The organism is Lysinibacillus capsici (genome assembly GCF_020217405.1).
Taxonomy (GTDB): Bacteria; Bacillota; Bacilli; order Bacillales_A; family Planococcaceae; genus Lysinibacillus; species Lysinibacillus capsici.
On record NZ_CP084108.1, the window covers coordinates 3,862,363 to 3,886,881 of the forward strand.

Annotated in this window: 27 protein-coding genes, 1 tRNA gene and 1 pseudogene; 5 read left to right on the top strand and 24 right to left on the bottom strand. The window is 36.6% G+C overall.

Annotation, left to right across the window (positions count from 1 at the left end; all coding sequences use genetic code 11):
- Nucleotides 1-364: 364 nt before the first annotated feature.
- The gene (locus LCP48_RS19110) at nucleotides 365-685 is read left to right on the top strand and encodes a hypothetical protein (RefSeq protein ID WP_004228032.1); all 321 of its coding nucleotides are present in this window, start codon (nucleotides 365-367) and stop codon (nucleotides 683-685) included.
- A 381-nt stretch (nucleotides 686-1,066) separates the two neighbouring features.
- Here LCP48_RS19110 and LCP48_RS19115 read toward each other — a convergent pair whose 3' ends face one another.
- Nucleotides 1,067-1,483 (bottom strand): protein-export chaperone SecB, encoded by a 417-nt coding sequence (locus tag LCP48_RS19115; RefSeq protein WP_009373252.1) that lies wholly within the window; start codon nucleotides 1,481-1,483, stop codon nucleotides 1,067-1,069.
- A 252-nt stretch (nucleotides 1,484-1,735) separates the two neighbouring features.
- Here LCP48_RS19115 and LCP48_RS19120 point away from each other — a divergent pair, with 252 nt between their 5' ends.
- Entirely contained in the window at nucleotides 1,736-2,287 is a 552-nt protein-coding gene (locus LCP48_RS19120) for a hypothetical protein (RefSeq protein WP_004228029.1), read from the top strand.
- A gap of 16 nt (nucleotides 2,288-2,303) precedes the next feature.
- Nucleotides 2,304-2,948 carry a hypothetical protein gene (locus LCP48_RS19125; protein WP_004228028.1) on the top strand — a complete coding sequence of 215 codons (645 nt, stop codon included), beginning with the start codon at nucleotides 2,304-2,306 and terminating at the stop codon, nucleotides 2,946-2,948.
- 105 nt (nucleotides 2,949-3,053) lie between these two features.
- Here the strand turns inward: LCP48_RS19125 and LCP48_RS23555 are convergent, their stop codons facing one another.
- The gene (locus LCP48_RS23555; RefSeq protein ID WP_370568728.1) at nucleotides 3,054-3,182 is read right to left on the bottom strand and encodes an S-layer homology domain-containing protein; all 129 of its coding nucleotides are present in this window, start codon (nucleotides 3,180-3,182) and stop codon (nucleotides 3,054-3,056) included.
- Between the two features lie 12 nt (nucleotides 3,183-3,194).
- On the opposite strand from LCP48_RS23555, the gene LCP48_RS19130 reads away from it, so the two are divergent.
- A complete protein-coding gene (locus LCP48_RS19130) occupies nucleotides 3,195-3,707 on the top strand; it encodes a site-specific integrase (RefSeq protein WP_004228027.1) in 513 nt (170 codons plus the stop codon).
- Between the two features lie 154 nt (nucleotides 3,708-3,861).
- Here the strand turns inward: LCP48_RS19130 and LCP48_RS19135 are convergent.
- Nucleotides 3,862-3,936, bottom strand: a tRNA-Arg gene (locus LCP48_RS19135).
- A 308-nt stretch (nucleotides 3,937-4,244) separates the two neighbouring features.
- Here LCP48_RS19135 and clpP point away from each other — a divergent pair.
- Nucleotides 4,245-4,835: an ATP-dependent Clp endopeptidase proteolytic subunit ClpP gene (clpP, locus tag LCP48_RS19140; protein WP_004228025.1), complete on the top strand. Its 591-nt coding sequence runs from the start codon at nucleotides 4,245-4,247 to the stop codon at nucleotides 4,833-4,835.
- Nucleotides 4,836-4,939: 104 nt separating this feature from the next.
- Here the strand turns inward: clpP and LCP48_RS19145 are convergent.
- The 21 genes and pseudogenes from LCP48_RS19145 to LCP48_RS19245 form a co-directional block, all read right to left on the bottom strand.
- Nucleotides 4,940-6,502 (bottom strand): annotated as a pseudogene (locus LCP48_RS19145) (IS1182 family transposase); the annotation flags it as partial.
- 170 nt (nucleotides 6,503-6,672) lie between these two features.
- Entirely contained in the window at nucleotides 6,673-6,930 is a 258-nt protein-coding gene (locus LCP48_RS19150; protein WP_004228023.1) for an HPr family phosphocarrier protein, read from the bottom strand.
- A 112-nt stretch (nucleotides 6,931-7,042) separates the two neighbouring features.
- Entirely contained in the window at nucleotides 7,043-7,990 is a 948-nt protein-coding gene (gene whiA, locus LCP48_RS19155; protein ID WP_004228019.1) for a DNA-binding protein WhiA, read from the bottom strand.
- A 65-nt stretch (nucleotides 7,991-8,055) separates the two neighbouring features.
- On the bottom strand, nucleotides 8,056-9,051 hold the full coding sequence (locus LCP48_RS19160) for a gluconeogenesis factor YvcK family protein (protein WP_004228011.1): 996 nt from the start codon (nucleotides 9,049-9,051) through the stop codon (nucleotides 8,056-8,058).
- A gap of 4 nt (nucleotides 9,052-9,055) precedes the next feature.
- Nucleotides 9,056-9,949, bottom strand: a complete 894-nt coding sequence (rapZ, locus tag LCP48_RS19165) for an RNase adapter RapZ (RefSeq protein WP_036219406.1) — start codon at nucleotides 9,947-9,949, stop codon at nucleotides 9,056-9,058.
- Between the two features lie 9 nt (nucleotides 9,950-9,958).
- Nucleotides 9,959-10,426, bottom strand: a complete 468-nt coding sequence (locus tag LCP48_RS19170; RefSeq protein ID WP_004228007.1) for an NUDIX hydrolase — start codon at nucleotides 10,424-10,426, stop codon at nucleotides 9,959-9,961.
- A 346-nt stretch (nucleotides 10,427-10,772) separates the two neighbouring features.
- The gene (gene trxB, locus LCP48_RS19175) at nucleotides 10,773-11,717 is read right to left on the bottom strand and encodes a thioredoxin-disulfide reductase (protein WP_004228004.1); all 945 of its coding nucleotides are present in this window, start codon (nucleotides 11,715-11,717) and stop codon (nucleotides 10,773-10,775) included.
- A 160-nt stretch (nucleotides 11,718-11,877) separates the two neighbouring features.
- On the bottom strand, nucleotides 11,878-13,401 hold the full coding sequence (locus LCP48_RS19180; protein WP_004228001.1) for a tetratricopeptide repeat protein: 1,524 nt from the start codon (nucleotides 13,399-13,401) through the stop codon (nucleotides 11,878-11,880).
- A 90-nt stretch (nucleotides 13,402-13,491) separates the two neighbouring features.
- Nucleotides 13,492-14,109, bottom strand: coding sequence for a bifunctional phosphoribosyl-AMP cyclohydrolase/phosphoribosyl-ATP diphosphatase HisIE (gene hisIE / locus LCP48_RS19185; protein ID WP_004227997.1), 618 nt, complete (start codon nucleotides 14,107-14,109; stop codon nucleotides 13,492-13,494).
- Entirely contained in the window at nucleotides 14,106-14,867 is a 762-nt protein-coding gene (gene hisF, locus LCP48_RS19190) for an imidazole glycerol phosphate synthase subunit HisF (RefSeq protein WP_004227996.1), read from the bottom strand. Before hisF ends, hisIE begins: the two co-directional genes overlap by 4 nt.
- Nucleotides 14,861-15,493: an imidazole glycerol phosphate synthase subunit HisH gene (gene hisH / locus LCP48_RS19195; RefSeq protein WP_225340461.1), complete on the bottom strand. Its 633-nt coding sequence runs from the start codon at nucleotides 15,491-15,493 to the stop codon at nucleotides 14,861-14,863. The genes hisF and hisH overlap by 7 nt, the downstream gene beginning before the upstream one ends.
- The gene (gene hisB, locus LCP48_RS19200; RefSeq protein WP_004227994.1) at nucleotides 15,490-16,089 is read right to left on the bottom strand and encodes an imidazoleglycerol-phosphate dehydratase HisB; all 600 of its coding nucleotides are present in this window, start codon (nucleotides 16,087-16,089) and stop codon (nucleotides 15,490-15,492) included. The genes hisH and hisB overlap by 4 nt, the downstream gene beginning before the upstream one ends.
- A 4-nt stretch (nucleotides 16,090-16,093) precedes the next feature.
- Nucleotides 16,094-17,368 (bottom strand): histidinol dehydrogenase, encoded by a 1,275-nt coding sequence (gene hisD / locus LCP48_RS19205; protein ID WP_004227992.1) that lies wholly within the window; start codon nucleotides 17,366-17,368, stop codon nucleotides 16,094-16,096.
- A 32-nt stretch (nucleotides 17,369-17,400) separates the two neighbouring features.
- A complete protein-coding gene (gene hisG / locus LCP48_RS19210) occupies nucleotides 17,401-18,045 on the bottom strand; it encodes an ATP phosphoribosyltransferase (protein WP_004227990.1) in 645 nt (214 codons plus the stop codon).
- A complete protein-coding gene (locus LCP48_RS19215; protein ID WP_004227989.1) occupies nucleotides 18,038-19,210 on the bottom strand; it encodes an ATP phosphoribosyltransferase regulatory subunit in 1,173 nt (390 codons plus the stop codon). The genes hisG and LCP48_RS19215 overlap by 8 nt, the downstream gene beginning before the upstream one ends.
- A gap of 839 nt (nucleotides 19,211-20,049) precedes the next feature.
- A complete protein-coding gene (locus tag LCP48_RS19220; RefSeq protein ID WP_004227988.1) occupies nucleotides 20,050-20,592 on the bottom strand; it encodes an acyltransferase in 543 nt (180 codons plus the stop codon).
- A 5-nt stretch (nucleotides 20,593-20,597) separates the two neighbouring features.
- Nucleotides 20,598-21,239 carry a pyrophosphatase PpaX gene (gene ppaX, locus LCP48_RS19225; protein ID WP_004227979.1) on the bottom strand — a complete coding sequence of 214 codons (642 nt, stop codon included), beginning with the start codon at nucleotides 21,237-21,239 and terminating at the stop codon, nucleotides 20,598-20,600.
- Nucleotides 21,240-21,252: 13 nt separating this feature from the next.
- On the bottom strand, nucleotides 21,253-22,074 hold the full coding sequence (gene lgt, locus LCP48_RS19230; RefSeq protein ID WP_004227978.1) for a prolipoprotein diacylglyceryl transferase: 822 nt from the start codon (nucleotides 22,072-22,074) through the stop codon (nucleotides 21,253-21,255).
- Between the two features lie 43 nt (nucleotides 22,075-22,117).
- Entirely contained in the window at nucleotides 22,118-23,053 is a 936-nt protein-coding gene (gene hprK, locus LCP48_RS19235) for an HPr(Ser) kinase/phosphatase (protein WP_004227974.1), read from the bottom strand.
- Between the two features lie 142 nt (nucleotides 23,054-23,195).
- A complete protein-coding gene (gene cccB / locus LCP48_RS19240; RefSeq protein WP_004227972.1) occupies nucleotides 23,196-23,519 on the bottom strand; it encodes a cytochrome c551 in 324 nt (107 codons plus the stop codon).
- Nucleotides 23,520-23,567: 48 nt separating this feature from the next.
- Entirely contained in the window at nucleotides 23,568-24,410 is an 843-nt protein-coding gene (locus LCP48_RS19245; RefSeq protein ID WP_004227970.1) for a YitT family protein, read from the bottom strand.
- Nucleotides 24,411-24,519: the final 109 nt, after the last annotated feature.

Here is a 24,519-nt window from a genome sequence, read left to right on the forward strand (position 1 = left end):
GCATAGTAAAAGTGCATAATATCAACGTTCGATATGGCAATTGTGTAGCATTTGTGTTGCGCAAGTATATCGATGATTTATTTGCACTTAATTTTACCTTTCTTACTCTACTAGGATTCACTCTCTTTATCAATAGATAACTTGTATATTTAAAATAAATTTTTTATATAGGTAGATTTCATTGATAGTCACTCGTTCTATATGAGTGACTTATTTTGTTTTTAACTTCCCTAATAACCTTAATTATAATTGTTTATATGTACATTAATATATAACTATTAAAATAGAAATAGAAAAATATGAAAAAATATTTATTTTTAGGTATGTTGTCTTTATTTTTATTAACAGCTTGTGGAGAAAGAAGATGAAAGTGTCTACTTCTGAAGTAGTTGATACTACAGACGAACCTAAATCTACAACTACAGAAAATTCAGTTGAGTTATCCTGGACTGATAGAATCATATCGTTAGCAACAAACTCTTATTCTGTTTCAGATAAATTCTATGCACTTGAAAATATACTAATGGAATATGATGCTACTAATGATGAAATTAAAGAATTTTCAAATGACATAATAAACGACTATAAATCAGGAAACTATTTAAGTGAAATTGAAAATCATGAAAGAATGTTAACAAACATTTTTAAGTCGTATATGTTGAAAAAAATAGCGACGGTCCTATGAAAGATTTTGCATTTGATTATCTCCAAAATATGAAATACACATATCGTGGTGCTGATACTGTAGATAGCGAATCTGTAAAATCGAATGAAGAACAGATGAATCAAGCGCTTAAAGAAATTAAATAAATCAATATTTTTTAATTTACCAACCATTAATTATTGAACATGATATTTTTTTTAAAGCATCCGTTTACGTTCTTCACTAATTGGGCGCTTATCGAAGTATTGTGACTGGATTTTCAGTTCCTAGTAGGTGTTGGGATCAGCCAGTCCTAAACCTCACTTCACGAAGTTAAATAACCTTAATATCAAAAAAATGTTAGACCAATTGTATCGGTCTAACATTTTTTCTTTTTGTCCCTGCCTCTTTGTATTACATATATTACTCAAAGTGTTTTATTTCTATAAGGTTATGATCTTCCATCATTTTTGCAATATTTATTACAGGCATATTTAATGTTGGAAAATCATTTGATAATGAAGTTAAAGTAGAGATAGTTGTTCTTAAATAAGGGTATAGGATAGCAATTGCATTTGGAGAAAGTAAATTTTCAAAAGCTATTCCATCACTTGCGTCTTTATTATATTTAAAATTCCCTATTATAGTAACATCTACTTGAAAAGGGGAATTAACACCTTTTAAATCTCCTATTTTACAAGTTAATATTACATCCGCAGTTTTTTCTCTCTCAATATTAATATTACAAATTATATCAGTATCTAACGATACATCTTTACTATGTTCAAAATTTGAAAAAGGACCTTTAATAAAAAAAGGCCTTTTAACTTTTTTAAGCATTATCCCTATATTAATAGATATAATTTTAGCTATAAGTTTCAACTAAAGAAATAAGCCCAGGCTCAAAAATAAATGAGTACCTGGGCATTGTTATTAGTTCCGTAATGATAATTTCTAAACAAGTTTTCTACACTTAAGGATATGTGTCGAAATTTATTGTCCGAAAATTCAGCATTATTCGAAAACATATGCTAGAATAGTAGTTGAAAATTTCATAATTTCTAAATTTTAACTAAAATGGAGGATCAGAGTATGAAGAAAATTTTTGCACTAGCTTTACTACTAATTTTGACAGTTGTGATTGCACCTTCTAAATCATTTGCAAACGAAAACAATGATTTTATTAGTAGCAACCCAATATCAATTGAAAATTACGAAGGAAATGAGGAAGCAATACAATCAAACATTGGTTCAACTACATTTGCTCCTGAACAGTCCGAACAATCAGATGAGATTCAGACATTTGGTTTAGATTTTGCTAGAGGAACAATAAGTTGTTATGTAATGGGTAGTGATGCTTTCTGTCCTTGGACAATCCAAGTAGGTGGAGATGTTATCACTTATAGTAACGTAGTTGTGACACTTAAAAGAGATGAAGGTTGGTTAAATGGAGGATACAAAGATTATACTACTTTTTCATTTAAATATCCTGTAAACATCGCTACATCTACTATTCGTAATGAAGCAAGTTTCAGACTACCGAAGGGCCATTATAAGGCGTACCTTGGAGGGAATTTTACAACTGCAAAAAATGGAGTATATAGTGCCGTTGTAAGTGATCCAGCTGTTTTTGAAATCAAATAGAATTGGAGTTCAAAATATGGATTGGCTAAAAGAATGTGACGTAGACTTATCAACAGTTGATAATGGGCTTAACGAATTTAGAATTACGAACATAGAACATCTTGAAAAAATCCAAAGGAAATATTCAATTTTAACAGAATTCTATATTTCATTAGCAGCAACCTCGCCTGATTCACTTACTTCTATTTTTATAAAAGAATCAAGTATTCCTGATGAGTTATTAGGAAACGTGGTAACACATTTCGAAGATGTGAAATTGGTAACAGAAAATAATAATCCTGTTGAAATAATGTTAAAAAATCCGAAAAGAGATTCCATAACCTACATTCTAAATAATAATAAGAATCCAATTATAGAAAACCTTTTTTATTTAGAAACTGAAAATTCTCTTAATGAGTGGACACCACGTAAAACCTATAAATTAGAAGCATCGAAAATTGAGAAATATGATAATCATGAGTTTGATGGTTTGTTAACCTATTTGTCCCCACCTACTAATCAATCATTTTTCATGTTACCCGTTTATGGTTGGGTTTTGAATGATTCTTTGAAAGATTTATTTGCTATTAGATATTTTACACATAAATTTAAAGATGTTTATTTATGGGTGGATGAAAATAAAAATGTTACAAATATTCAACTTACTGAAAAACAAGAGTAGCAATCGTTACTCTTGTTTCAGACTTGTAGACATAAGGAATCGAGAAGTTCACTCTCGATTCCTTTCTATTTTTTTCTCATTCTGTTTACAAATATGAGCAAAACGTTAATTCATATACTTATTATGGTAACGTTTGAGAACTGTTGCCATTTGCTCTCTTGTTAGAACACCTTTAGGATTCATGCTTTTGCCATCTCCTTTGATAATGCCCTCTAAGTAGAGGCAAAGGGTCATTGGTATCCAATTATGCGTTTTGGTGAATTAGTTGGCCTAACAAAGCCTGCTTTTAACTTTAAAGAAAATACAATTAGTATTTTTCAAGCTTGGGATTATCGAGAGGGGAAAGGGTATACGGATTTAAAAAACACATCATCTGAAAGAATCATTGTAGTAGAAGATATTGTCATGCGCTTATTAGAGGAATATGCTAAACAATTAAAAGATAACGAATATGGTTTATTTTTCTATGTAGGTGGGAATATTAAATCTGTAACAAATGAAGATGCTAATAAACGATTAAAGAGTATATTGAATGTGCTTGAAATTCAAGAAATTACATGTCATGGACTTCGACACACTCATGCGAGTGTACTTTTATATGAAGGCGTAGATACTCAATATGTTTCTGAACGTCTTGGTCATGAAACCATTTTCACAACAATGCACACTTATGCTCACGTGTTAAGAGAACTTAGAACACGTGAAGAACAAAAAGCATTAAGTATTTATAAGAAAATGTTAGATAAAAAAGATGAGTAGCATGTGTAGTATTTGTGTAGTGTAGTTCATTTTTCTATCGTTTTTTAACGACTTCTCACGCAATCTTTAAAAAGTAAAAAAACCTCACAAACGTTGGTACAAGAACGTTTGTGAGGCTTTTACGAAATATAATAAGGTTTTCTTAATTGTAAAATGGCGCCCTCGGAGGGAATCGAACCCCCAGTGCAAGAACCGGAATCTTACGTGTTATCCATTACACCACGAGGGCAAAAGACACAAAAAAAAAGTACTCACTCTAGGCTTACGAAAAGCATGATGTAGATAACCCTCATTTTTGAAGCATACCTGCAAAATAGTGACCTGTACTTTAAACCTTATAACCTTAATCATTATACAAGCCTATCCTATATAATTCAACCATAGAATGCAAAAACTTTTTATTTTTTTAATTTCACTTTAGCAGGGTTAATATTTGACCTTCCCTGACTATAATGTGTATGATAAGGATACAGCTGAAATACAAAGGAAAATTTTCAGCAAAGGTATTCGAATTTAGCTTTTTAAGGAGGATTTAACATGAATTTAATTCCTACAGTTATTGAACAAACTAGTCGTGGTGAGCGTGCATATGACATTTATTCACGTCTACTTAAAGACCGTATTATCCTTTTAGGAAGTGCTATTGATGACAATGTTGCTAACTCTATTGTCGCTCAGCTTCTTTTCCTACAGGCAGAAGATCCAGATAAAGATATCTCTCTTTATATTAACTCACCTGGTGGATCCATTACGGCTGGTATGGCTATCTATGACACAATGCAAATCATTAAACCACAGGTCCAAACAATTTGTATTGGTATGGCTGCATCAATGGGTGCTTTCCTACTTGCAGCTGGAGAACCTGGTAAACGTTTTGCCTTACCAAATGCTGAAGTCATGATTCACCAACCATTAGGTGGTGCACAAGGTCAAGCGACAGAAATTGAAATTGCTGCTAAACGTATTCTATTCTTACGTGAGAAATTAAATGGCATTTTATCTGAACGCACTGGTCAACCACTTGAAGTCATTGCAAGAGACACAGATCGCGATAACTTCATGACTGCTGAACGTGCAAAAGAATACGGTTTAATCGATCATATCATGCACCGTAGCGATAATAAATAAAAAATAGAAGAGGCTGGGACATAACTAGCTTCAATAAATGAGAAATCCTAATTTGAATGAATTCAAATTAGGATTTCTCTATTTTTTATGCCGTCTCCATACTTACTGGCTGTGAACTTTCTTAAATTCACGGCCAGTAATGCGAGCCCCATTTCATTTCCTACCCTCGATTTCCCTCGTACAGAAAATCGAGTGAAACCCAAATTAGCCTTCAAGAATCCAAAAACTGGTTCCACGTCAATTTTGCGTTGACGATAAATGGTACTCGTTTTTTCTTCTGAAAGCGTTGTTCTTACATATTCTTTTTGCTGTTCCCACTTCTCATTCACTAGTAACTTACGATTATTTCCTTCTTTTGCTTTTGTACATAATGAACGGAATGGGCATCCGGAACAGTCTTCACATTCGTATACCTTAAACTCTCGCGTAAATTCATATTGATCCGTTTTCATGGTACGATATTTAAATACAAGGTGTTGTTGGTTCGGACAAGTGTATTGATCATTTTCTTCATCATAATCCCAGTAGGCTGTATTGAATTCGTTTTGTTTATACTTTTTCTTTTGTTCTTTTAAATACAAGTTATACGTAATTAAGGCTTCTCGTTTACGATTCAAAAGAATATCATCATAATTTTGTTCGCTGCCATATCCAGCATCTGCGACGATGTGTTTTGGTAAATCAAAATAATGTTGTTCGATTTCATCTAAAAACGGGATTAAGGTACGTGTATCCGTTGGATTCGAATAGATACTGTAGGCAAGCACATATTGACCTTCTGTTGCGACTTGGATGTTATAACCTGCTTTCAATTGACCATTGTTCATATAGTCATCCTTCATTCGCATAAATGTGGCATCTGAGTCCGTCTTGGAATAACTATTTCGCATGCCAAAGATTTCAAAGTCTTTTTGATATTTTAGTTTACGTACAATATAGTCGATTAATTGTTTGCGAGCGTGCTTTGGGAATTTCCGTTCGGCTCTTAAAGCTTTTCGCTCAGCTACATCCGATGAATCCTCTATTTTTTGATCATACTCAGAAATCACTTCGTCTACTTTCTCTACCATCTGGGCGAGTTCTTCTACTGCTAATTCTTCTACATTTTCGCGTTCAATTTCGGGTATGATTTCTTTCTCGAGTAGCTCATCATATAACTGGTTTGATTTTTCAATTAATCCGTTATGATATTTCTCGATGGATTTTTTCCACACGAAAGTAAATTTGTTCGCATTGGCTTCGATCTTTGTTCCATCAATAAAAATAGCTTCCTGATCAATTAATTCTTCTTGGACCAACTGGCAACGGAATTGGACGAAACATTGGCGGATCAACTCTTTCATTTCTGGTTGAACACGGAAACGGTTGATCGTGCGATAGCTTGGTTCATACCCTTGAGCTAGCCACATCATCCGAAGACTATCTTTTAATAGGGCTTCAATTTTACGCCCTGAGAAGACAGATTGTGTATAAGCACATAAGATAATTTTAAGCATCATGCGTGGATGGTAGGCGGGACAGCCCTCATTTCGAAGAAATGGTTCAAACGCTTCTGACGGGATACTTTCAACTAAATGGTGGACATGGAAGGAGATATCACTTTTTTGTATTGTTACTTCTAAATCTAAAGGCAAAACTAATTGATTCATGTTATAATTTTTAAACATAAGGATCCTTCTTTCTGTATAATTTTGTTGTGGTGACTTAATTTTATCAGAAGTGATCCTTATTTTTTATGAAAAAATTTAAAGCCTGTGAAATTTTACTGATTGTAAAATTTCACAGGCTTTTTAATTTAGAGGTGGGTTTTGTCCCAGCCTCTTTTGTTTAATGAGTGTTAATCTTCATTTTCAATAATTGTTGCTAATGCTGTAACCGCTTGCTCAGCATCGTTACCTTCACTGCTTAAAGTCACTTCGGTACCTTTAGCAACTGCTAAGCTCATAACACCCATAATGGATTTGGCATTTACTTTTTTCTCATCTTTTTCTAGAAAGATATCAGCACTAAAACGATTTGCTTCCTGCACAAATAGTGCTGCTTGTCTAGCTTGTAGTCCTAATTTTAATTTAACCTGGACTCTTCTCTCAATCATTCTCAAAACTCCCCTTCACTACCGTTCGTCTGTTAGTTTTATCTTACCTTACTTACTGGTAAAAGAACAATAAGCGATTAGCATGACATTCATACCTGAAAAGTATGATAACTTAACCACCTATTTTTTCACCACGCCTTAATGCATCCGCAATCTCATCAATTTTTCTCAATCGATGGTTAACACCTGATTTACTAACCGTTCCACTAGATACCATTTCACCAAGCTCTTTTAATGTCACATCTTGGTATTCAACACGGAGACGTGCTATTTCACGAAGCTTCTCTGGTAGTTGATCAAGACCAATTGAATTTTCAATAAATCGAATATTCTCAACCTGCCGTAATGCTGCTCCAATGGTTTTATTTAAATTGGCAGTTTCACAGTTCACAATACGGTTGACACTATTACGCATATCTCGCAAAATCCGAACATCTTCAAATTTCATCATAGCCTGATGCGCTCCAACAATATTAAGGAAATCTGAAATTTTTTCCGCTTCCTTTAAGTAAGTCACAAAGCCCTTTTTACGTTCAATTGTTTTGGCATTAAGTTCAAATTCATTCATTAAATCCATTAATGCCTCACCATGTTCTTTATATAAAGAATAAACTTCTAAATGATAAGCCGATGTTTCTGGATTATTGACGGAACCTCCTGCTAAAAAGGCTCCTCTTAAATAAGCTCTTTTTTGGCCACTCTTTTGAATGAGCTTTCTTGAGATAGTATGGTTAAATTGAAAGTCGTCTGAGATGATTTCTAAATCAATTAATAGCTCACGTGCACCTTCTCTTACACGGCATATATACACATTATTTTTTTTCAATCGCATTTTCTTACGAACAAGTAATTCCACATTGTACGGATACAATTTTTTCATAATCGTATATAGTCTTCTGGCAATTGCAGCGTTTTCAGTTTGCACGTCTAAGCTTAGTTGTTTATTTGCAAAGGATAATGAACCATTCATACGAATTAGGGCAGAAACTTCTGCTTTCATACAATGATTGTCCGCTTCTATTTGTGTCAATTCTTTTTTTGTTTCAGAAGCAAAAGACATATCACGCCCTCCTTTCAATCATGATTTCTATGTATATGTTCATCTTATCATATACAATAAAGCCATTATGTTTCTATTATTGGTCCTCTTACTTTTTGATGGTAAATATCAGCATAATCTACCAGCCATTCTGCAACATTTGTAGCATTATGTCGAACCGTTCCATCTGGTCGAATTGTAGCAATGTCTCGTTTGATAACTTCTAATCCCATACTTTCAAGCTTTGCCACATCAAATGTTACTGGTTCCGCTCTTTCTTCTTTATACAGTTCTTTTACAGGGTTAGGGAGTTCTTCATCATTTACTAAAATGGAATCGATAAAATCATGACCAACATGCCTATGTATGGCTGTTACATGATCGCCTGCTGTATAAGAAATGGTTTCACCCTTTTGTGTCATTAAATTACAAACATATATTTTTCTTCCTTTAGCCTTAACAACTGCTTCACCTATTTCCTTAACAAGCAAATTGGGAATAATACTTGTATATAAGCTTCCTGGTCCAATTAAAATATAGTCTGCACGAAGTATTGCACGAATAGCTTCTGGTAACGGTTGCACATTTTCAGGTACTAAAAAAACGCGATTAATGCGTTTTGTCGCTGTCGGGATTTTTGATTCTCCCTCGATAATTGAACCGTCCTCAAGCACAGCATGTAGGGTGATTTTTTTATTTGCAGCTGGAATAACTCGACCATGAACTTTTAAAACCTTTCCCATCTCACTGATAGCATGATTGAAATCACCTGTAATATCAGTAAGGGCTGTAAGCATTAAATTCCCTAAGGAGTGACCTCGTAAATCTTCAGATGCCGAAAAACGGTATTGAAACATTTGCTCTACAAGGGGCTCAATATCTGATAATGCTGCAATCACATTGCGTACATCACCAGGCGGTGGGATATCGTAATCATCACGTAAACGACCTGAAGATCCACCATCATCTGCTACTGTTACAATAGCAGTAATATCAAATGGGTGATGCTTCAGCCCGCGAAGTAACGTGGAGAGCCCTGTGCCACCACCAATTACTACAAGCTTTGTTTGCTTTTTCCCCATTCACTCATTCCTTTCTACGAGTAATATCACGATGCGTAATAACCGTATTTTCCTTGCCCGCAAAATATGCACCAAAAAATTCTGCTAATGTCACGGAGCGATGCTGGCCCCCAGTACAACCAAAAGCAATAACAAGCTGTGATTTACCTTCTTGTCGATAGAGAGGAATCATAAAGTCTAATAAATCCGTCAGTTTTTGTATAAGGATTTGCGTATCTTCCAACGCTAACACATAAGAAGATACCTCTGTTTGAAGACCCGTTTTTGGACGTAGCTCCTCCACATAATACGGGTTTTTAAGAAAACGAACATCAAACACTAAGTCCGCATCAATCGGCATACCATGTTTAAAGCCAAAGGACATAATGTTAACGGTAAAAATAGTATCTGCCTCACTTGCAAATTCATTGACGATTTTTTCACGTAATTGCTTTGGTTTCATGTTAGATGTGTTATAAACAAAATTGGCACGACCCTTTACTTCAGATAAAAGTACTCGTTCCTGTTTAATTCCATCTAGAGGTAAACCATTCACTGCTAATGGATGTGCACGTCTTGTTTCTTTATAACGTCTGACTAATGTGGCATCATCTGCATCTAAAAATAAAATACGAGCAACAATATCGCCTTCTTTTAGTATATGGTCTAATGCGCCAATTAAAGCATCAAAAAAGTCGCCTCCGCGCATATCCATTACTGCTGCAATTCGGGTACTGTTTTTACCAGAATCTCTTAATAAGGTTAAAAAAGTTGTAAGTAACGCAGGTGGTAAATTATCAATACAGTAATACCCTAAATCCTCAAAGCTTTGAATAGCTACTGTTTTCCCAGCCCCAGACATTCCTGTAATAATAACCAATTCATGTGTACTTTGTTGGCCTTCAACCACCACTGTCATGCAACTCCTTTATTGTTCTTTTGAAATTTGTATTTTCTGATGAAGTAGTTCAAAATTTGTTGTATAGTCAAACGTGCCATACTGAATGCCAGATTGCGAAACAGCAAATTGTAAATTAGTTCGATCTCCTTCAGCCATTGGCAAGTGTGCTAAATCCTCTACTGGGTGCCATGCAAGTTTGCCTTCTCTTGTTTCTTCAAATGGTACTCCATCTATATCCTTTGCAACAAATGTATAGAGCATCCATTCATCCACTACGTCATTGTTTTCTTTAATGATCATTGTATAAACACCCTTTAAATGAACATGTAAAGGTATGACGTTTGTCTCTTCTTGAAACTCTCGAATAGCAGCCTCAAAGATGGACTCGCCACTCTCCATTTTCCCTCCTGGAGCTACATACCAGCCTCGTCTTGGTTTCTGAAGTAATAATACTTTACCGTCTTTTACGGCAATTAAATTTGCAATTCTTTGCATAGGCACACCTCTAATCACTTTTGCATTCTACTCTTCATTATAACAAGACCTTGTAAGTTTTGTCCTCATTTACAACTCTTGTACGCAGACAATTAACAATTTAGTTCTATTTAAAGATAACCACTTCATCTTGGGCAAAATTTACGTATTTCGTGATATTATTATTTGATTTTTTACAAAAAAAAGTAGGTTGCTCCCACCTATTGGAGGCGGAAACAACCTACTAAACAAAATAAAAGGGGGATTGCTAATTACATTTTTAATCATACACCTTTTATATGTCATTCAAGTTACAGCAATATTAAAACCACATTAAAATTGTATTTTTTTCCTTAAAATAGCCCTATTAGGCATTAATTTTCTCTAATAGCTCTTCTACATAATGTTGAACAGCTTGTGCGGCAATACTACCGTCACCAGTTGCTGTTACAATTTGACGAAGTGATTTTTCACGAACATCTCCAGCTGCAAAGATACCTGGGATTTTTGTTTCCATCGTTTCATTTGTCAAAACATAGCCAGCCTCATTTAAAATACCTAATGACTCGAATGGTTTAGTTAAAGGTAGCATACCTATATAGACGAAGACACCATCTGTAGCAAATTCAGATTCTGTACCATCAACAGTTGATTGTAGTGTTACACTGCCAACTTTACCATTCGCTTCATTGATTTCTTTTACAGTTGCATTCCAAATGAAATCAATTTTTTCATTGGCAAAGGCACGATCTTGTAGAATTTTTTGTGCACGTAATTTATCGCGACGGTGGACAATTGTCACTTTATCAGCAAAGCGAGTTAAATAAACACCCTCTTCAACAGCTGAATCTCCGCCACCTACGACAACTAGATTTTTTTGTTTAAAGAATGCACCATCACATACTGCACAATAGCTGACACCACGGCCACCAAGTTCTTTTTCACCAGGCACACCCATTTTTTTATACTCTGCACCAGTGGTAATAATAATGGCACGTGTTTTATATTCTTTTGCACCTGATTTAATTGTTTTATATTCTTCTCCATCGATGATTTCTGTGACATCACCATAGGCATATTCAGCACCAAATTTTTTCGCATGCTCAAACATTTTTGTAGAAAGCTCTGGTCCTAAAATTGTCTCAAAACCTGGGTAGTTTTCTACTTCTTCTGTGTTTGCCATTTGTCCACCAGGAATGCCACGTTCAATCATTAAAGTTGACAAATTTGCACGAGATGTATAGACAGCAGCAGTCATCCCAGCAGGACCTGCACCAATAATTACTACATCATAAATTTTTTCTTCCGACATAAATACTTCCCCCTAAACAGAATACTTTTTATCTTCATTCAACCAATTCACGCAACGTCATCTATAGAAGAAGATCAATGACGCTAAGGAAAAACTGGTGATAGCGTTAGTATGTTCATCGTATGTGAAAGTATAAAGTTATTCAACTATGTTGCTCACATTAATCATGACTGTTTGGCAAAAACGTTAAGATTTCGTCAATATACTTCGATAAAGTAGATACAGATACTCCATATTGCTGCGCAATTTCCTTTTTTGTCACTTTAAGCATTTGCGAAGATCTGAATAAATAATCATTTGCTCCTGCAATTGCTGTTGGATTTGTAAAACGATAATTTTCTATTAACGCTTGTTCACATAGCACAAACCACATTTGAAACATCGGTACAATTAATGATGATAGCTTTCCATACTGTTCTAATAAAATTTCTGAAACCTGTACTGATCGTAAAAAGCTTGCTTCTACTTTATTTTTCTTATCAAATTCATGTCCAAGTGCATAAGCCAAAAACAATTTTTCAAAAGAGCCTAATTGTTCAATATTAATCCATTTCGGATGGGCGATAATTTCTTGCTTATGCGCTGTACCTTTCAGTAAAAATAAACCAAAAATGCGCTCACTTGTATAAGTGCTCTCTAATTTTTCAACAATAAAATCACGATCATGCTCCAATGCATCAAGTCCATATTCATTTTCTTGTTGGCGCCAAGGTTCGAAGCCCTCTTTGTCTGGGTCTAGCTCTAGTAGCTGATCCCATGCACTTTTCGAAATCTCCTCATGTCCTGAGAAATAAGCAGCATGTGACAGCCAAAAGTAAAATCCTGCATCTCCTACATAGCCTCTCTTTTGCATACTGCGCAACCATTTATAGGCTAATTCATATTGGCCGATTAAGGCTAAGGTAGCACCAAGTTTATAACGATGCTCCCAAGTATAGGGTTGAATTTTAATAAGAACATTTAGCAGTTCTTGTAAATCCTCTTCGTTTTTTTCATAATACGCAATCACCGTTAAATTGCATAATGCATGTAGATTGCCCTTATTTTCACGTAGCACTGTATGCAAGAGAGCCTTTGCTTGCTCTTCTTCTCCAACATAAAAATAAGCGAGTGCTAGATTATTATAGGCTGACCAAAATGCTGGTCGATCTTCAATTAAATCTTCTAAAATAGTAATAGCTTCAGGAAAATCTCCCTTTTCCATACAACGACGAGCTTGCTCCTGACGATATAAATCCTCACCAGAGCCTTCAAGCTCTTCAAAATCATCTTGCTCAAAAGCGACAAACTCTAATATTTCTGCTGCTTCATCCGCATAATCACCCTCAGGTTCTAGCTTTAAATATTCTTCTGCAAAGCGTTTAGCATCATGCATGATGCCCACACACCCTGATACTTCTGCCATGTAAAATATGATTTCTGGATTATCTGGATCAATTTGATAGGCGCGACGAAGTAGATCATACGCTTCCTCAAAACGTTGACCTTCTAACTCTACTATGGCTAACTGCAAGATAATCATTGGATCGTCGGGACTTAAATCTACCGCACGCTGTAAATATTTATAGGCTTTATTCATTTGTCCACTGTTCATTGCTTGAATTGATTTCTTATAATAATAGTCGCCTGTTGGAATGAACGACACTATATTTGATTGAGTCTCATTTTGACGTTTCTTTTCCAATATATTTCCTCCGAAACAAGAAATAAGGAACGTATTCTACGTTCCTTTACACAGTAACTCCTATTATACCACACAATCAATAATATGCTGTTATTTCTCCTCGTGACGTTTTTCCAACACATGTAGAACATCATAAATGCTTACTTTTTGTTCTTGTAATAATACGAGTAGGTGATAAATTAAATCAGCTGCCTCCCATTTTACTTCCTCAGCATCTCGGTTTTTGGCTCCAATGACCACCTCTGTTGCTTCTTCCCCAACCTTTTTACAGATTTTATCAATGCCCTTATCAAATAAATATGTAGTGTATGCTCCTTCTGGCATTTCCTGCTCTCGCTTTTCGATGAGACGGGCAAGTTTAGAAATGATGTCCACAGAGCCTACCTTCTCTTTTTGCTGAATAACCTCAGTGAAGCAAGAGTTTGTCCCATTATGACATGCTGGACCTGTTGGTAGAACCTCTACTATTAACGCATCTTGATCACAATCCGCTTTGATTGAAATCACTTGTTGTGTATGGCCACTTGTTGCTCCCTTATGCCAAAGCTCTTGACGGGAACGAGAATAAAACCAAGTTTCCCCTGATTCAATTGTTTTAGCTAATGACTCCTTATTCATATAAGCTACTGTTAATACCTCTTTTGTATTGGCATCTTGTACTACAGCTGTAACAAGACCTCTCTCATCAAATTGAATGTTCTCTATCATCTTACTGCCACTCCTTTTTCACGTAAGTATTCCTTTACTTGCGCTACACTTGTTTCTTTATAATGGAAGATAGAGGCTGCTAGTGCAGCATCTGCATCTACCTCTTGTGCTAATACTTCGTAAAAATGTTCGGCATGTCCCGCTCCACCACTAGCAATCACAGGGACTGTCACAGCTTCACGCACTGCTTTGGTTAAGGCTAAATCAAAGCCTGATTTTTCTCCATCTTGATTCATACTTGTTAATAAAATCTCACCAGCTCCTAAGCGTACAGCCTCTTTGGCCCACTCAATGGCTGACCAAGGGGTTTTGTTGCGACCACCATGTGTATAAACCATCCATGTGCTATCTTCCTCACTATAGCGAGCATCGATTGCGACAACAATGCATTGTGCGCCAAAGTAATCAGAGCCTTCCTGTATAAGGGCAGGTCTTTCCAGCGCGGATGTATTCACTGAAACTTTATCAGCACCTGCTCGTAAAATACGCTTCATATCCTCCAACGTACGAATGCCTCCGCCAACAGTAAAGGGTATGGCAAGCGTAGCCGCTGTTTGACGAACGACATCTACCATCGTTTCTCGACCTTCATGTGATGCAGAAATATCTAAAAATACAAGCTCATCTGCTCCTTGTTCATCATAGAACTTCGCAAGCTCCACTGGATCTCCTGCATCTCGGATAGAGACAAATTGTATACCTTTTACAACACGACCTTCTTTCACATCAAGACATGGAATAATACGTTTTGTTAGCATGCCTTCACACCTTTCAACCATTGCTCTAATAAATAAACACCTAATTCCCCTGATTTTTCAGGATGAAATTGCATGCCAGTCACAGAACCATTCATCACAATACCAGGTACTTTAATGCCATAGTAATCAACATAGGCAACAAGCTCTGATTCTCCTATATCTGTTGCATAAAAAGAGTGAACAAAATAGACATGCTTCGCTGATACTTCATTGTGTAACCATGCAGGACGATTTGTCACAATCAGTTCATTCCAACCCATATGTGGTACTCTGTATGCTTGGCCGTCTTGGATGCCGCTAAAGCGTTTAATACACCCCTTGAAAAACCCTAGCCCCTTTGTTGGGGTTACCTCATCACTTTGCTCGAATAATAATTGCATACCTAGACAAATTCCTAAAAGTGGACGGTTTTCTCTTTGTGCCTTCTGTAAATATTGGTCTAAGTTTGTTTCAGCTAAACGTTTTCTGGCATCAGGGAATGCCCCCACCCCTGGTAATAAAAGTGCGTCAGCTGTATCTAATGCCTTCTCATCAGCCGTTATAATAACTTCACAGCCTAGCCTTTTTAATGCCTGCTCCACACTAAATAAATTACCCATTCCATAATCAATGACACCTATTTTCACGTCAACAGCCCCTTAGTCGATGGTACGCCTTTAACACGCGGGTCAATTTCCACTGCGGCATCAATCGCACGTGCTAATGCTTTGAAAATTGCCTCAATAATGTGATGTGTATTCTGTCCATAAGGAACAATTACATGAACATTCATCCTTGCCTCAAGGGCAAACTTCCATAAAAATTCATGAACTAATTCTGTATCAAACGTTCCTACTTTTTCTTTTAATGCTGGCACACGATACTCTAGATGAGGTCGATTCGAGCAATCTACAACTACCTGAGCTAGTGCATCATCCATCGGTACAAAGGCGTTACCATAGCGTTTTATGCCTTTCTTATCACCAAGTGCTTCTCGAACAGCCTGTCCTAATACAATACCAAGGTCTTCTGTTGTATGGTGATCATCAATATAAGTATCGCCATTTGCATGTATTGTGCCATTAAATAGTCCGTGCTTAATAAATAAATCAAGCATATGGTCCATAAATCCAACGCCTGTTTGGATATCTGCCTTGCCTTCACCATCTAAATCAATTGCTACAGAAATTTGCGTTTCATTCGTTGTACGCTCTATCTTTGCATATCGTTTCTTTTCTGTCATCGTCCTATTCCTTCTCCCATCCACGTGATTCCACTGCACGAGCATGACCCTCTAAGCCTTCCATACGGGCTAAACGTGCAATTTTTGGTGCATTGTCTCTCCAGGTTTTTTCACTATAGTAAACAATACTTGATTTTTTCACAAAATCATCAACATTTAAGCCACTTGCAAAACGAGCCGTACTATTAGTTGGAAGTACATGATTGGTCCCTGCAAAATAATCACCAACTGGCTCAGAACTATACCGACCTATAAAAATACCACCAGCATGTCTTATTTGCTCAGCTAGCGCCTCTGCATTTGCTGTCACAATTTCCAAATGCTCCGGTGCTAATGAATTAATGGCTTCCACTGCATCTGCCAACGTTTCAGCTACATAAATTACCCCAAATTTCTCTATGGAAGCACGAGCTACTTCTTGACGCGGCAAGTTCAGTAGCTGTTTCTCTACTTCCTCAGCTACTTTTTTGGCTAATTGCTCTGAGGTTGTGACAAGAATGGCGCAAGCTAGTGGATCATGCTCTGCTTGTGATAAAAGGTCTGCAGCAATTTCATCAGGATAGGCTGTGTCATCGGCCAGCACAGCAATTTCACTCGGTCCTGCAATCATATCAATGGCCACTTCTCCAAATACCTCACGTTTGGCAAGTGCCACATAAATATTTCCTGGACCTGTTATTTTATCAACTGGGGAAATTGTTTCCGTGCCATAGGCAAGTGCAGCTATTGCTTGTGCCCCACCAACTTTATAAATCTCATCAATCCCTAAAAGGTAAGCCGCCACAAGTACACCTGCTGGTAGTTTCCCATTCGGCCCTGCTGGTGAAGTAATAACAATACGTTTCACCCCTGCAACCTGCGCTGGTATCACATTCATCAATACCGATGAAGGGTAGGCTGCTGTCCCCCCTGGAACATATAGTCCTACTGCATCTAAAGCCGTTACCCGTTGGCCTAACCAAGAACCATCTCCCAGTTCTAGGTGATACCCTGAACGTATCTGTTGTTCATGATAAAAACGAATATTTTCTGCTGCTTCCGCTAAGTCCTTATATAGTTGAGGATTGAGTTCACTTACTGCTTCTTGTATTTCTGCTTCAGAGACACGTAAACTTTTAGGGACATAGCCATCCCATCGCTCAGTATAGGTGCGTAACGCCCCATCTCCCTGTGCCTTAACATCCGAAAGCACTTGTCGTACAATTTTTATTTGTTCCTCATTCCCTCCTTCAAGTGGTCTTTTCAAGGAAATGCCTTTTTCAAGCTTTGTTATTTTCATAGGATTAATCCCCTTTAGTCCTTCATATGTAGCTACAAATGATTACTTTTTTGCTCATTCACACATTTCTTTAATCGCTTCACGAGATCAATAATACGCTCACCTTTCATACGATAACTTACAGGGTTTGCAATTAATCGAGAAGAGACAGCAGTAATAAATTCATATTCTACTAAGCCGTTCTCTTTTAATGTCCGACCTGTAGAAACAATATCGACAATTCGATCAGCTAAGCCAATCATTGGTGCTAATTCAATAGAACCGTTGAGTTCGATGATTTCCACTTGCTCTCCAATGCCTTTGTAGTACTTCATGGCAATGTTCGGATATTTCGTAGCAATTCTAGGCGCAATCTCATTCATGGAGGTGTTTGGTAGGCCTGCAGAAGCGATATAGCAATTACTAATTTTCAAATCAAGTAATTCGTGCACCTCTCGCTGTTGCTCTAACAAAACATCCTTACCAGCAATACCAATATCAGCAACACCATGTTCAACATAGACAGGAACATCCATTGGCTTTGATAAAATAAAGCGAATTTTTTCCTCTGGTATTTCAATCATTAATTTACGTGACATTTCTACTTCTTCTGGTAAATTAAAACCTGCCTCTAACAACATTTGATATGCCTCTTCAAAGATTCTTCCTTTGGGCATTGCAATCGTTAATTCATTCACCGCCAACTTCCTCCTGTCCAACTACCACCACTTCTGTAAAGTATGCTAAAAAGGCCGCCTCATCGACTAGACTACTACGTAACTGCAAAGTAGCTAATTTTCCTGCTGCTCGTAAATTTTTAACCTTTAGTAAAGCTGCCTCAAATTGTTCTTCTTCAAAAAGAACAACTGTTGCTTCCTGTCGTTTCACTGACTGCCCATTTAATGTTTCTAATAAACGATCCACACGAATACTAAATCCTGTAGCACCAACCTTGGAACCAAAAACTTCTAACAAGCCATCATAACGACCACCATTTCCTAATAGAAAGCCACTTCCTACAGCAAATACTTCAAATAGCATACCCGTGTAATAACTCATATGACTCGAAAGTGTGAAATCAAAAGCTACATAATCAGCTAAGTCAGCCATTTCAAGTAGTTGAGCTAGTTGTTGCATATATTCTAATGCATCATTTTTACGGACATATTTTTCAATATCTCGTATATCTCTGACATTCATGGCTTCTTCAATAAATTGTAAGAGGGCATCGGATTTAGCTTTTGGTAGATCAAATGATTCTACGGCTTCTTCAAACCCTACGTAATTTCGTTGGACAAGCAATGTTCTAAGCGTTATTTGCTGTTCGATACTCTCTGTGTAATCTTGTAAAATGCAATTTAATATACCAGCATGTCCAATTGTGATTTTAAACTCTTCCAATTTAAAATGCTTTAATAGCTCCATTGCCGTTACAATAACTTCTGCATCGGCAAAAACTGATTGATCACCTATTAACTCAATTCCCATTTGATCAAACTCAGCAGGCCTGCCACCCTCTGCTTCCTGGGCCCGAAAAACGCTTGCAAAATAAGCAAGACGTAGTGGGATCATTTCCTTTAATAGTTTCGATGTAGCTACTCGAGCAATCGGTGTAGTCATGTCTGGTCGCAGCACTAATGTATTTCCTTGGCTATCCACTAGCTTAAATAAATGAGCATCAGCAATCGCTGAAGCCTTTCCCACTGTATCGAAATACTCCACTGCAGGCGTTTTAATAAACTCATAACCCCTTTTATATAAAAAGTCTCTGCCAGCATGTCTAACTGCTTCAACTTTCTCATAGATTTGCGGGAATGTATCACGCATTCCAAGTGGTTTTTCAAACATTTTTATCGACGACATTTGGACACTTCCTCACATTTTACTTTAATTCACTAGAGTGTTAGAGAATTAGATTACGAAAGAATTTTAACTTATTTCAATAATACAGTCAACGATATCCTCGTTAATTATCGAAATCTTTAAAAACTTATTATTCTGTTAATTATACACATTGAATTGAAAAAATTTGCAAAAAAAGCATGACTTATTTTACTTATAATTTGACAAAATACTTTAGTGAGAACGAGAATATGTCTAAATTGTGACATATCAATTTTTAATAACTTAAAGTATTCGCTAAAAATTGATAATGAGTCTCTCATAACAAATCATTGAGTTTTCAATAGAGTATTCACAATATCAAAATCCAATAATTATATTTATATATTTTTTAACCAACCACATAAAAAGATTCTCAAACTCATTATCACCAAGAATGCTTTTATATCAATATTTTTATTAATTATTACTCACATTCTATTTTTCTTTTTACACGCTAAAAAACTAATATAGAACAGCATTAATAACAAAAAGAACCATATACATTACACATTGGAGGGATTTATTATGGCATGTCCATTCGTACAACTTAGTGAGCAAATAATCGTTAGTATTTGTAAAGGCGAGTTTTATCCTGGTGACAAGGTAACACTTCACACAACTGAAGACATTGATAGCACTGCAATTAAATCAACTTTTATTAAAACTACTTGCCTAGGTGATCATGACATATGTGAATTCAACAGATTAGGACGCAGCTCTTGCTTAAACAGTAAAAGCTACTCCAAAACTAGTGTTTTTTGGAGTAGCTTTATATGCAAAAAACTCACGAAGTATATCTCTATACTACGTGAGTTTTTTTATTTCTTTGGTGTACACCACTCTACAGCCTCATTACGTTTGCGCTCTGTCATTTGTGCAGCAGTATAAATTATTCGCATTGGATTACCCCCTGCTAAACACCCTGCTGGCACATCCTTATGGACAAGAGTTGCTGCTGAAACAATGGCACCATCACCGATTGTTACACCTGGTAAAATGGTTGTATTTGCACCTATCATTACTTCATTTCCGATATGAACATCACCTAAGCGATATTCCTCTATTAAATATTCATGCGCTAAAATGGTTGTATTAAAACCAATCACCGTATTGTCTCCAATGAAAATACGTTCAGGAAACATGGTATCTGGCATAACCATTAAGGCTAATGACGTTTGCTTACCAATAGTCATGTTTAAAAAAGTACGATATAGCCAGTTTTTCACACGTAAAAATGGTGTGAAGCGTCCGATTTGAATGACAATGAAACACTTCATCACCTTCCAAAAGGACACCGTGTCATATATATTCCAAAGTGAATTGGCTCCTTCGACACGATAACGTTCTGTTTTACGCGCCATCTCCCTTACCCCTCTTTCACAATATCAAATAAATCTGACATATGCTGCAACATATATTCTGGTTGATACTGCTGTAAGTACGCCTCTCCCTTAATTGCCCAAGCAACACCTGCTGCTCTAACACCAGCACGATGTCCAGCTTCAATATCGTGCGAATTATCACCAATCATAATCGCATAGTCTTTTTCTATCCCTAATCGTTCCAACGCAAGCAATACGGGCTCTGGATCAGGCTTCACATTGTTCACATCATCTGTACCAATACGCACATCAAATAGATGCGTTGCACCAAGAATAGCAAGTCCACGATCGATGGTCTCATTACGTTTCGTCGAAACAATAGCCAATTTTATACCTTGAGCTTTCAACTGCTCTAGAGTTGACACAACATCAGGATATTGGCTGACTAGGTCATCATGGTGTGCAATATTCCAAGCGCGATACATCTCTATCAAATCGTCTTCTTCACCTGGTGCAATGTCATTAAATGTCTGTTTCAATGATGGACCAATGAATTTCAGGCAATCTTTTGGCGAATATTGCCCGGGAAATCGCTCATTAAATACATGCATAAATGTTTGAATGATTAAATCATTTGTATTTAGTAAAGTCCCATCGAAATCAAATAGTAGTGCCTTAACAGCCATCTTTTACAACCCCTTATTTATTATCCAAGTATTTTACGGCTGGTTTCACCTTTATTCTACGATAAATAATTGCACCTAGACCAACTACAATACCGATAATGGATACAACCTGTGCTGAACGTAAATCTCCCACTAAGTAAAGGCTATCTGTGCGCATTCCTTCGATATAGAAACGACCAATTGAATACCAAATTAAATAGCTAAAGAATATTTCTCCACGATGTAAGTTCACTTTACGCAAAACTAATAGAATAATAAGCCCAATTAGGTTCCAAATCGATTCATATAAAAAAGTGGGATGAACATATGAACCTAATTCTTCAATATACATTTGATTAATAATCCAGTCTGGTAGCATTAGGTTTTCTAAAAAAGCTTTCGATACCTCGCCACCATAGGCCTCTTGGTTCATAAAGTTGCCCCATCGACCAATAATCTGCCCGATTAAAATACTAGGTGCTGCAATATCTGCTACTCGTAAAAAGCTTACATTTTTTATACGAGTATATATGTAAGCTGTGACAAATGCCCCGATGAGTGCACCATGGATGGCAATACCACCATTCCATATCTCTATGATTTTGCCTGGATTTTCGCTATAGTAATCCCATCGCATTGACACATAGTAAATACGTGCACAGATAATGGATATAGGAACTGCCCATAATAATAAATCTGCAAGAAAGTCTTCAGGCAAACCTCGCTTAACGGCCTCTCTTTGCCCAACAACATAGGCTAAAATGATTCCCGACACAATCAGCAATCCATACCAACGAACTGGAATTGGTCCTAAATGAAAGGCAATCGGGTCAATTTGCAATAGTAATAAATCCATCTTCTACTCCTCTCAATATGTCATGAACAATGTTGTTCGCTTTTTAATCGTCTAACACATCATTTGATGAAATCACTTCATCTAAACGTCTTGAAAATTCCTCTGCCGCATTGACGCCCATTTTCTTTAAACGATAGTTCATCGCTGCCACTTCAATAATAACGGAGACATTGCGTCCAGGTCTTACTGGAATTGTTAGTTTTGTTAGTTCCGTGTCAATTATTTTCATTTTTTCTTCTTCTAAGCCCAATCGATCATAAACTTTTTGTGGATCCCATATTTCGAGCTCAATGATGAGGGTAATACGTTTATAGGGGCGTACTGCACTTGCACCAAAGAGTGTCATAATGTCAATAATGCCAATGCCTCGTATTTCCAATAAGTGCTCTAACAAAGGTGGAGGGCTTCCGATTAATAGGTTTTCTGATTCTTGACGAATTTCAACACAATCATCAGCAACTAAACGATGACCCTTTTTTACAAGCTCAAGTGCTGTTTCACTTTTACCTACGCCGCTTTTACCGATTATAAGCACTCCAATGCCATACACATCGACAAGTACTCCGTGTGCTGCTGTCATTGGAGCTAAGCGCCCCTCTAAGTAGTTCGTCAATCTACTCGAAAATTTGGTTGTTGTCATATGTGTTTTAAATACAGGTACATGCTTCTCGTTTGAGGCCTGAATAAGCTCCTCTGGTACTTCTAAATCTCTAGAAATAATAATAGCAGGTGTATCCTGTGAACAAAGTAAACGCATACGCTCAAGCTTAACATCTGCTGGGAGCATTTCAAAAAAGGAAAGTTCAGTCTTGCCAAGCAATTGTACTCGATTTGCTGGATAATGAGTAAAGTATCCTGCCATTTCAAGCCCTGGTCTTGAGATATCACTTGTCACAATTGTCCTGCCTATTCCTTCTTCACCAGCTAATAACTCTAATTTAAATTTCTCCATAACATCTCTTGTTAATACTACGACCAATGAAAAAGCCTCCAATCAATGGATAAGGTTCATCTTATTTTAGCATGTCTATGTGTAAAAGAAATGTATTTACTCTCAATACAGCGTTTACTTGCACTAAAAAAACTAGCGGCTCTCCAGCCCGCTAGTTTTTAAAAAGCAATTATTTTTGCGTTGCTAACCATTTAGCAACAGCTTCAGCATCTGCACCTTTTACTAGTCCTGCAGGCATGCCGTTTTTACCATTATTTATAATATCTAAAATTTCTGATTCAGACAAACGTGAACCTACATCATTTAATGCTGGACCATTAGCACCTTGTAGCTCGCCACCATGACAAGTAACACAAGATTTCATCGCTATTGCTTCGCCATCTGGCTCTGTAGCACTTTCATTACCATTATTAGATGCAGTTTTATCTCCGCCGCCACATGCAGCTAAGAAGATTGCTGATCCGAACACTAATGTTAACATTGCTTTTTTCATTAGTACCCCTCCTCGTAATAAATACCTTACGCCGCCATTATACCAAAATTATGCACGTTTGAAACCTTCTCCTAATACCTCATATGCATCAGAAACGATAACAAACGCTGATGGGTCAACGCTTTTAATGAGTTGTTTCAGCTTTGTGAATTCTGTTTGATAAACAACAACCATTAGAACTGGTCGTGCTTCTCCTGTATATCCTCCAATTGCTGGTAACTTCGTTACACCACGATTAATTTCAGCATAAATGGCTTCCCTTACCTCATCTTGTTTCAATGTAATGATATAGACCATTTTAGACTGACTAAAACCTAGCTGAATAATATCAATCGTTTTTGTGGTAACATAAAGTCCAATCAGAGCATACAAACCTTTTTCTAAGTCAAAAACAATTGCTGCACTAATTGCGATAACGCCATCTATTAACAGCACACTTGTTCCAAGCGACAATCCTGTAAACTTCGTAATGATTTGCGCCAGTAAATCAGTGCCACCAGTTGAAGCATTCCCCTTAAAGACCAGTCCTATTCCTAGACCAACAACAATTCCACCAAAAAGAGCACCCAATAAAGGATTATCAGTCCAGGGCTCCCAGCTATTTGTTAATAAGACGATAAAAGGTAATGTAATTGTCCCAATAAAGGATTTTATTCCAAATTTTTTGCCCAATAATAAAACACCAGCAATAAAAAGCGGAATGTTAAATGCATACTGAACAATTCCCGGATTCCAACCAAATAAACCATGCAAAATCGTACTTATTCCACTTACCCCACCTGAAGCGACTTGATTTGGTAATAAAAAGACATTAAAACCAATAGCAATTATTGCCGCTCCTACAATGACATACACATACTCCACAATGCTATCTCTCACATCATGTTTCATTTCCCCACGCCCACTTCAACTATCAGAATTTTTTTAAGACGAGATGATTATAGCAAATACTTTTAGCATTGAGAACTTCATCATGATGAAGGGATACTATGGTGAGGAA

Bases quoted from the DNA above. Each gene is read 5' to 3' on its own strand.
- LCP48_RS19110 (WP_004228032.1), top strand. From the start codon at position 365: ATGAAAGTGTCTACTTCTGAAGTAGTTGATACTACAGACGAACCTAAA.
- LCP48_RS19115 (WP_009373252.1), bottom strand. From the start codon at position 1,483: ATGCTTAAAAAAGTTAAAAGGCCTTTTTTTATTAAAGGTCCTTTTTCA.
- LCP48_RS19120 (WP_004228029.1), top strand. From the start codon at position 1,736: ATGAAGAAAATTTTTGCACTAGCTTTACTACTAATTTTGACAGTTGTG.
- LCP48_RS19125 (WP_004228028.1), top strand. From the start codon at position 2,304: ATGGATTGGCTAAAAGAATGTGACGTAGACTTATCAACAGTTGATAAT.
- LCP48_RS23555 (WP_370568728.1), bottom strand. From the start codon at position 3,182: ATGACCCTTTGCCTCTACTTAGAGGGCATTATCAAAGGAGATGGCAAA.
- LCP48_RS19130 (WP_004228027.1), top strand. From the start codon at position 3,195: ATGCGTTTTGGTGAATTAGTTGGCCTAACAAAGCCTGCTTTTAACTTT.
- clpP (WP_004228025.1), top strand. From the start codon at position 4,245: ATGAATTTAATTCCTACAGTTATTGAACAAACTAGTCGTGGTGAGCGT.
- LCP48_RS19150 (WP_004228023.1), bottom strand. From the start codon at position 6,930: ATGATTGAGAGAAGAGTCCAGGTTAAATTAAAATTAGGACTACAAGCT.
- whiA (WP_004228019.1), bottom strand. From the start codon at position 7,990: ATGTCTTTTGCTTCTGAAACAAAAAAAGAATTGACACAAATAGAAGCG.
- LCP48_RS19160 (WP_004228011.1), bottom strand. From the start codon at position 9,051: ATGGGGAAAAAGCAAACAAAGCTTGTAGTAATTGGTGGTGGCACAGGG.
- rapZ (WP_036219406.1), bottom strand. From the start codon at position 9,949: ATGACAGTGGTGGTTGAAGGCCAACAAAGTACACATGAATTGGTTATT.
- LCP48_RS19170 (WP_004228007.1), bottom strand. From the start codon at position 10,426: ATGCAAAGAATTGCAAATTTAATTGCCGTAAAAGACGGTAAAGTATTA.
- trxB (WP_004228004.1), bottom strand. From the start codon at position 11,717: ATGTCGGAAGAAAAAATTTATGATGTAGTAATTATTGGTGCAGGTCCT.
- hisIE (WP_004227997.1), bottom strand. From the start codon at position 14,109: ATGATAGAGAACATTCAATTTGATGAGAGAGGTCTTGTTACAGCTGTA.
- hisF (WP_004227996.1), bottom strand. From the start codon at position 14,867: ATGCTAACAAAACGTATTATTCCATGTCTTGATGTGAAAGAAGGTCGT.
- hisB (WP_004227994.1), bottom strand. From the start codon at position 16,089: ATGACAGAAAAGAAACGATATGCAAAGATAGAGCGTACAACGAATGAA.
- hisD (WP_004227992.1), bottom strand. From the start codon at position 17,368: ATGAAAATAACAAAGCTTGAAAAAGGCATTTCCTTGAAAAGACCACTT.
- LCP48_RS19215 (WP_004227989.1), bottom strand. From the start codon at position 19,210: ATGTCGTCGATAAAAATGTTTGAAAAACCACTTGGAATGCGTGATACA.
- LCP48_RS19220 (WP_004227988.1), bottom strand. From the start codon at position 20,592: ATGGCGCGTAAAACAGAACGTTATCGTGTCGAAGGAGCCAATTCACTT.
- ppaX (WP_004227979.1), bottom strand. From the start codon at position 21,239: ATGGCTGTTAAGGCACTACTATTTGATTTCGATGGGACTTTACTAAAT.
- lgt (WP_004227978.1), bottom strand. From the start codon at position 22,074: ATGGATTTATTACTATTGCAAATTGACCCGATTGCCTTTCATTTAGGA.
- cccB (WP_004227972.1), bottom strand. From the start codon at position 23,519: ATGAAAAAAGCAATGTTAACATTAGTGTTCGGATCAGCAATCTTCTTA.
- LCP48_RS19245 (WP_004227970.1), bottom strand. From the start codon at position 24,410: ATGAAACATGATGTGAGAGATAGCATTGTGGAGTATGTGTATGTCATT.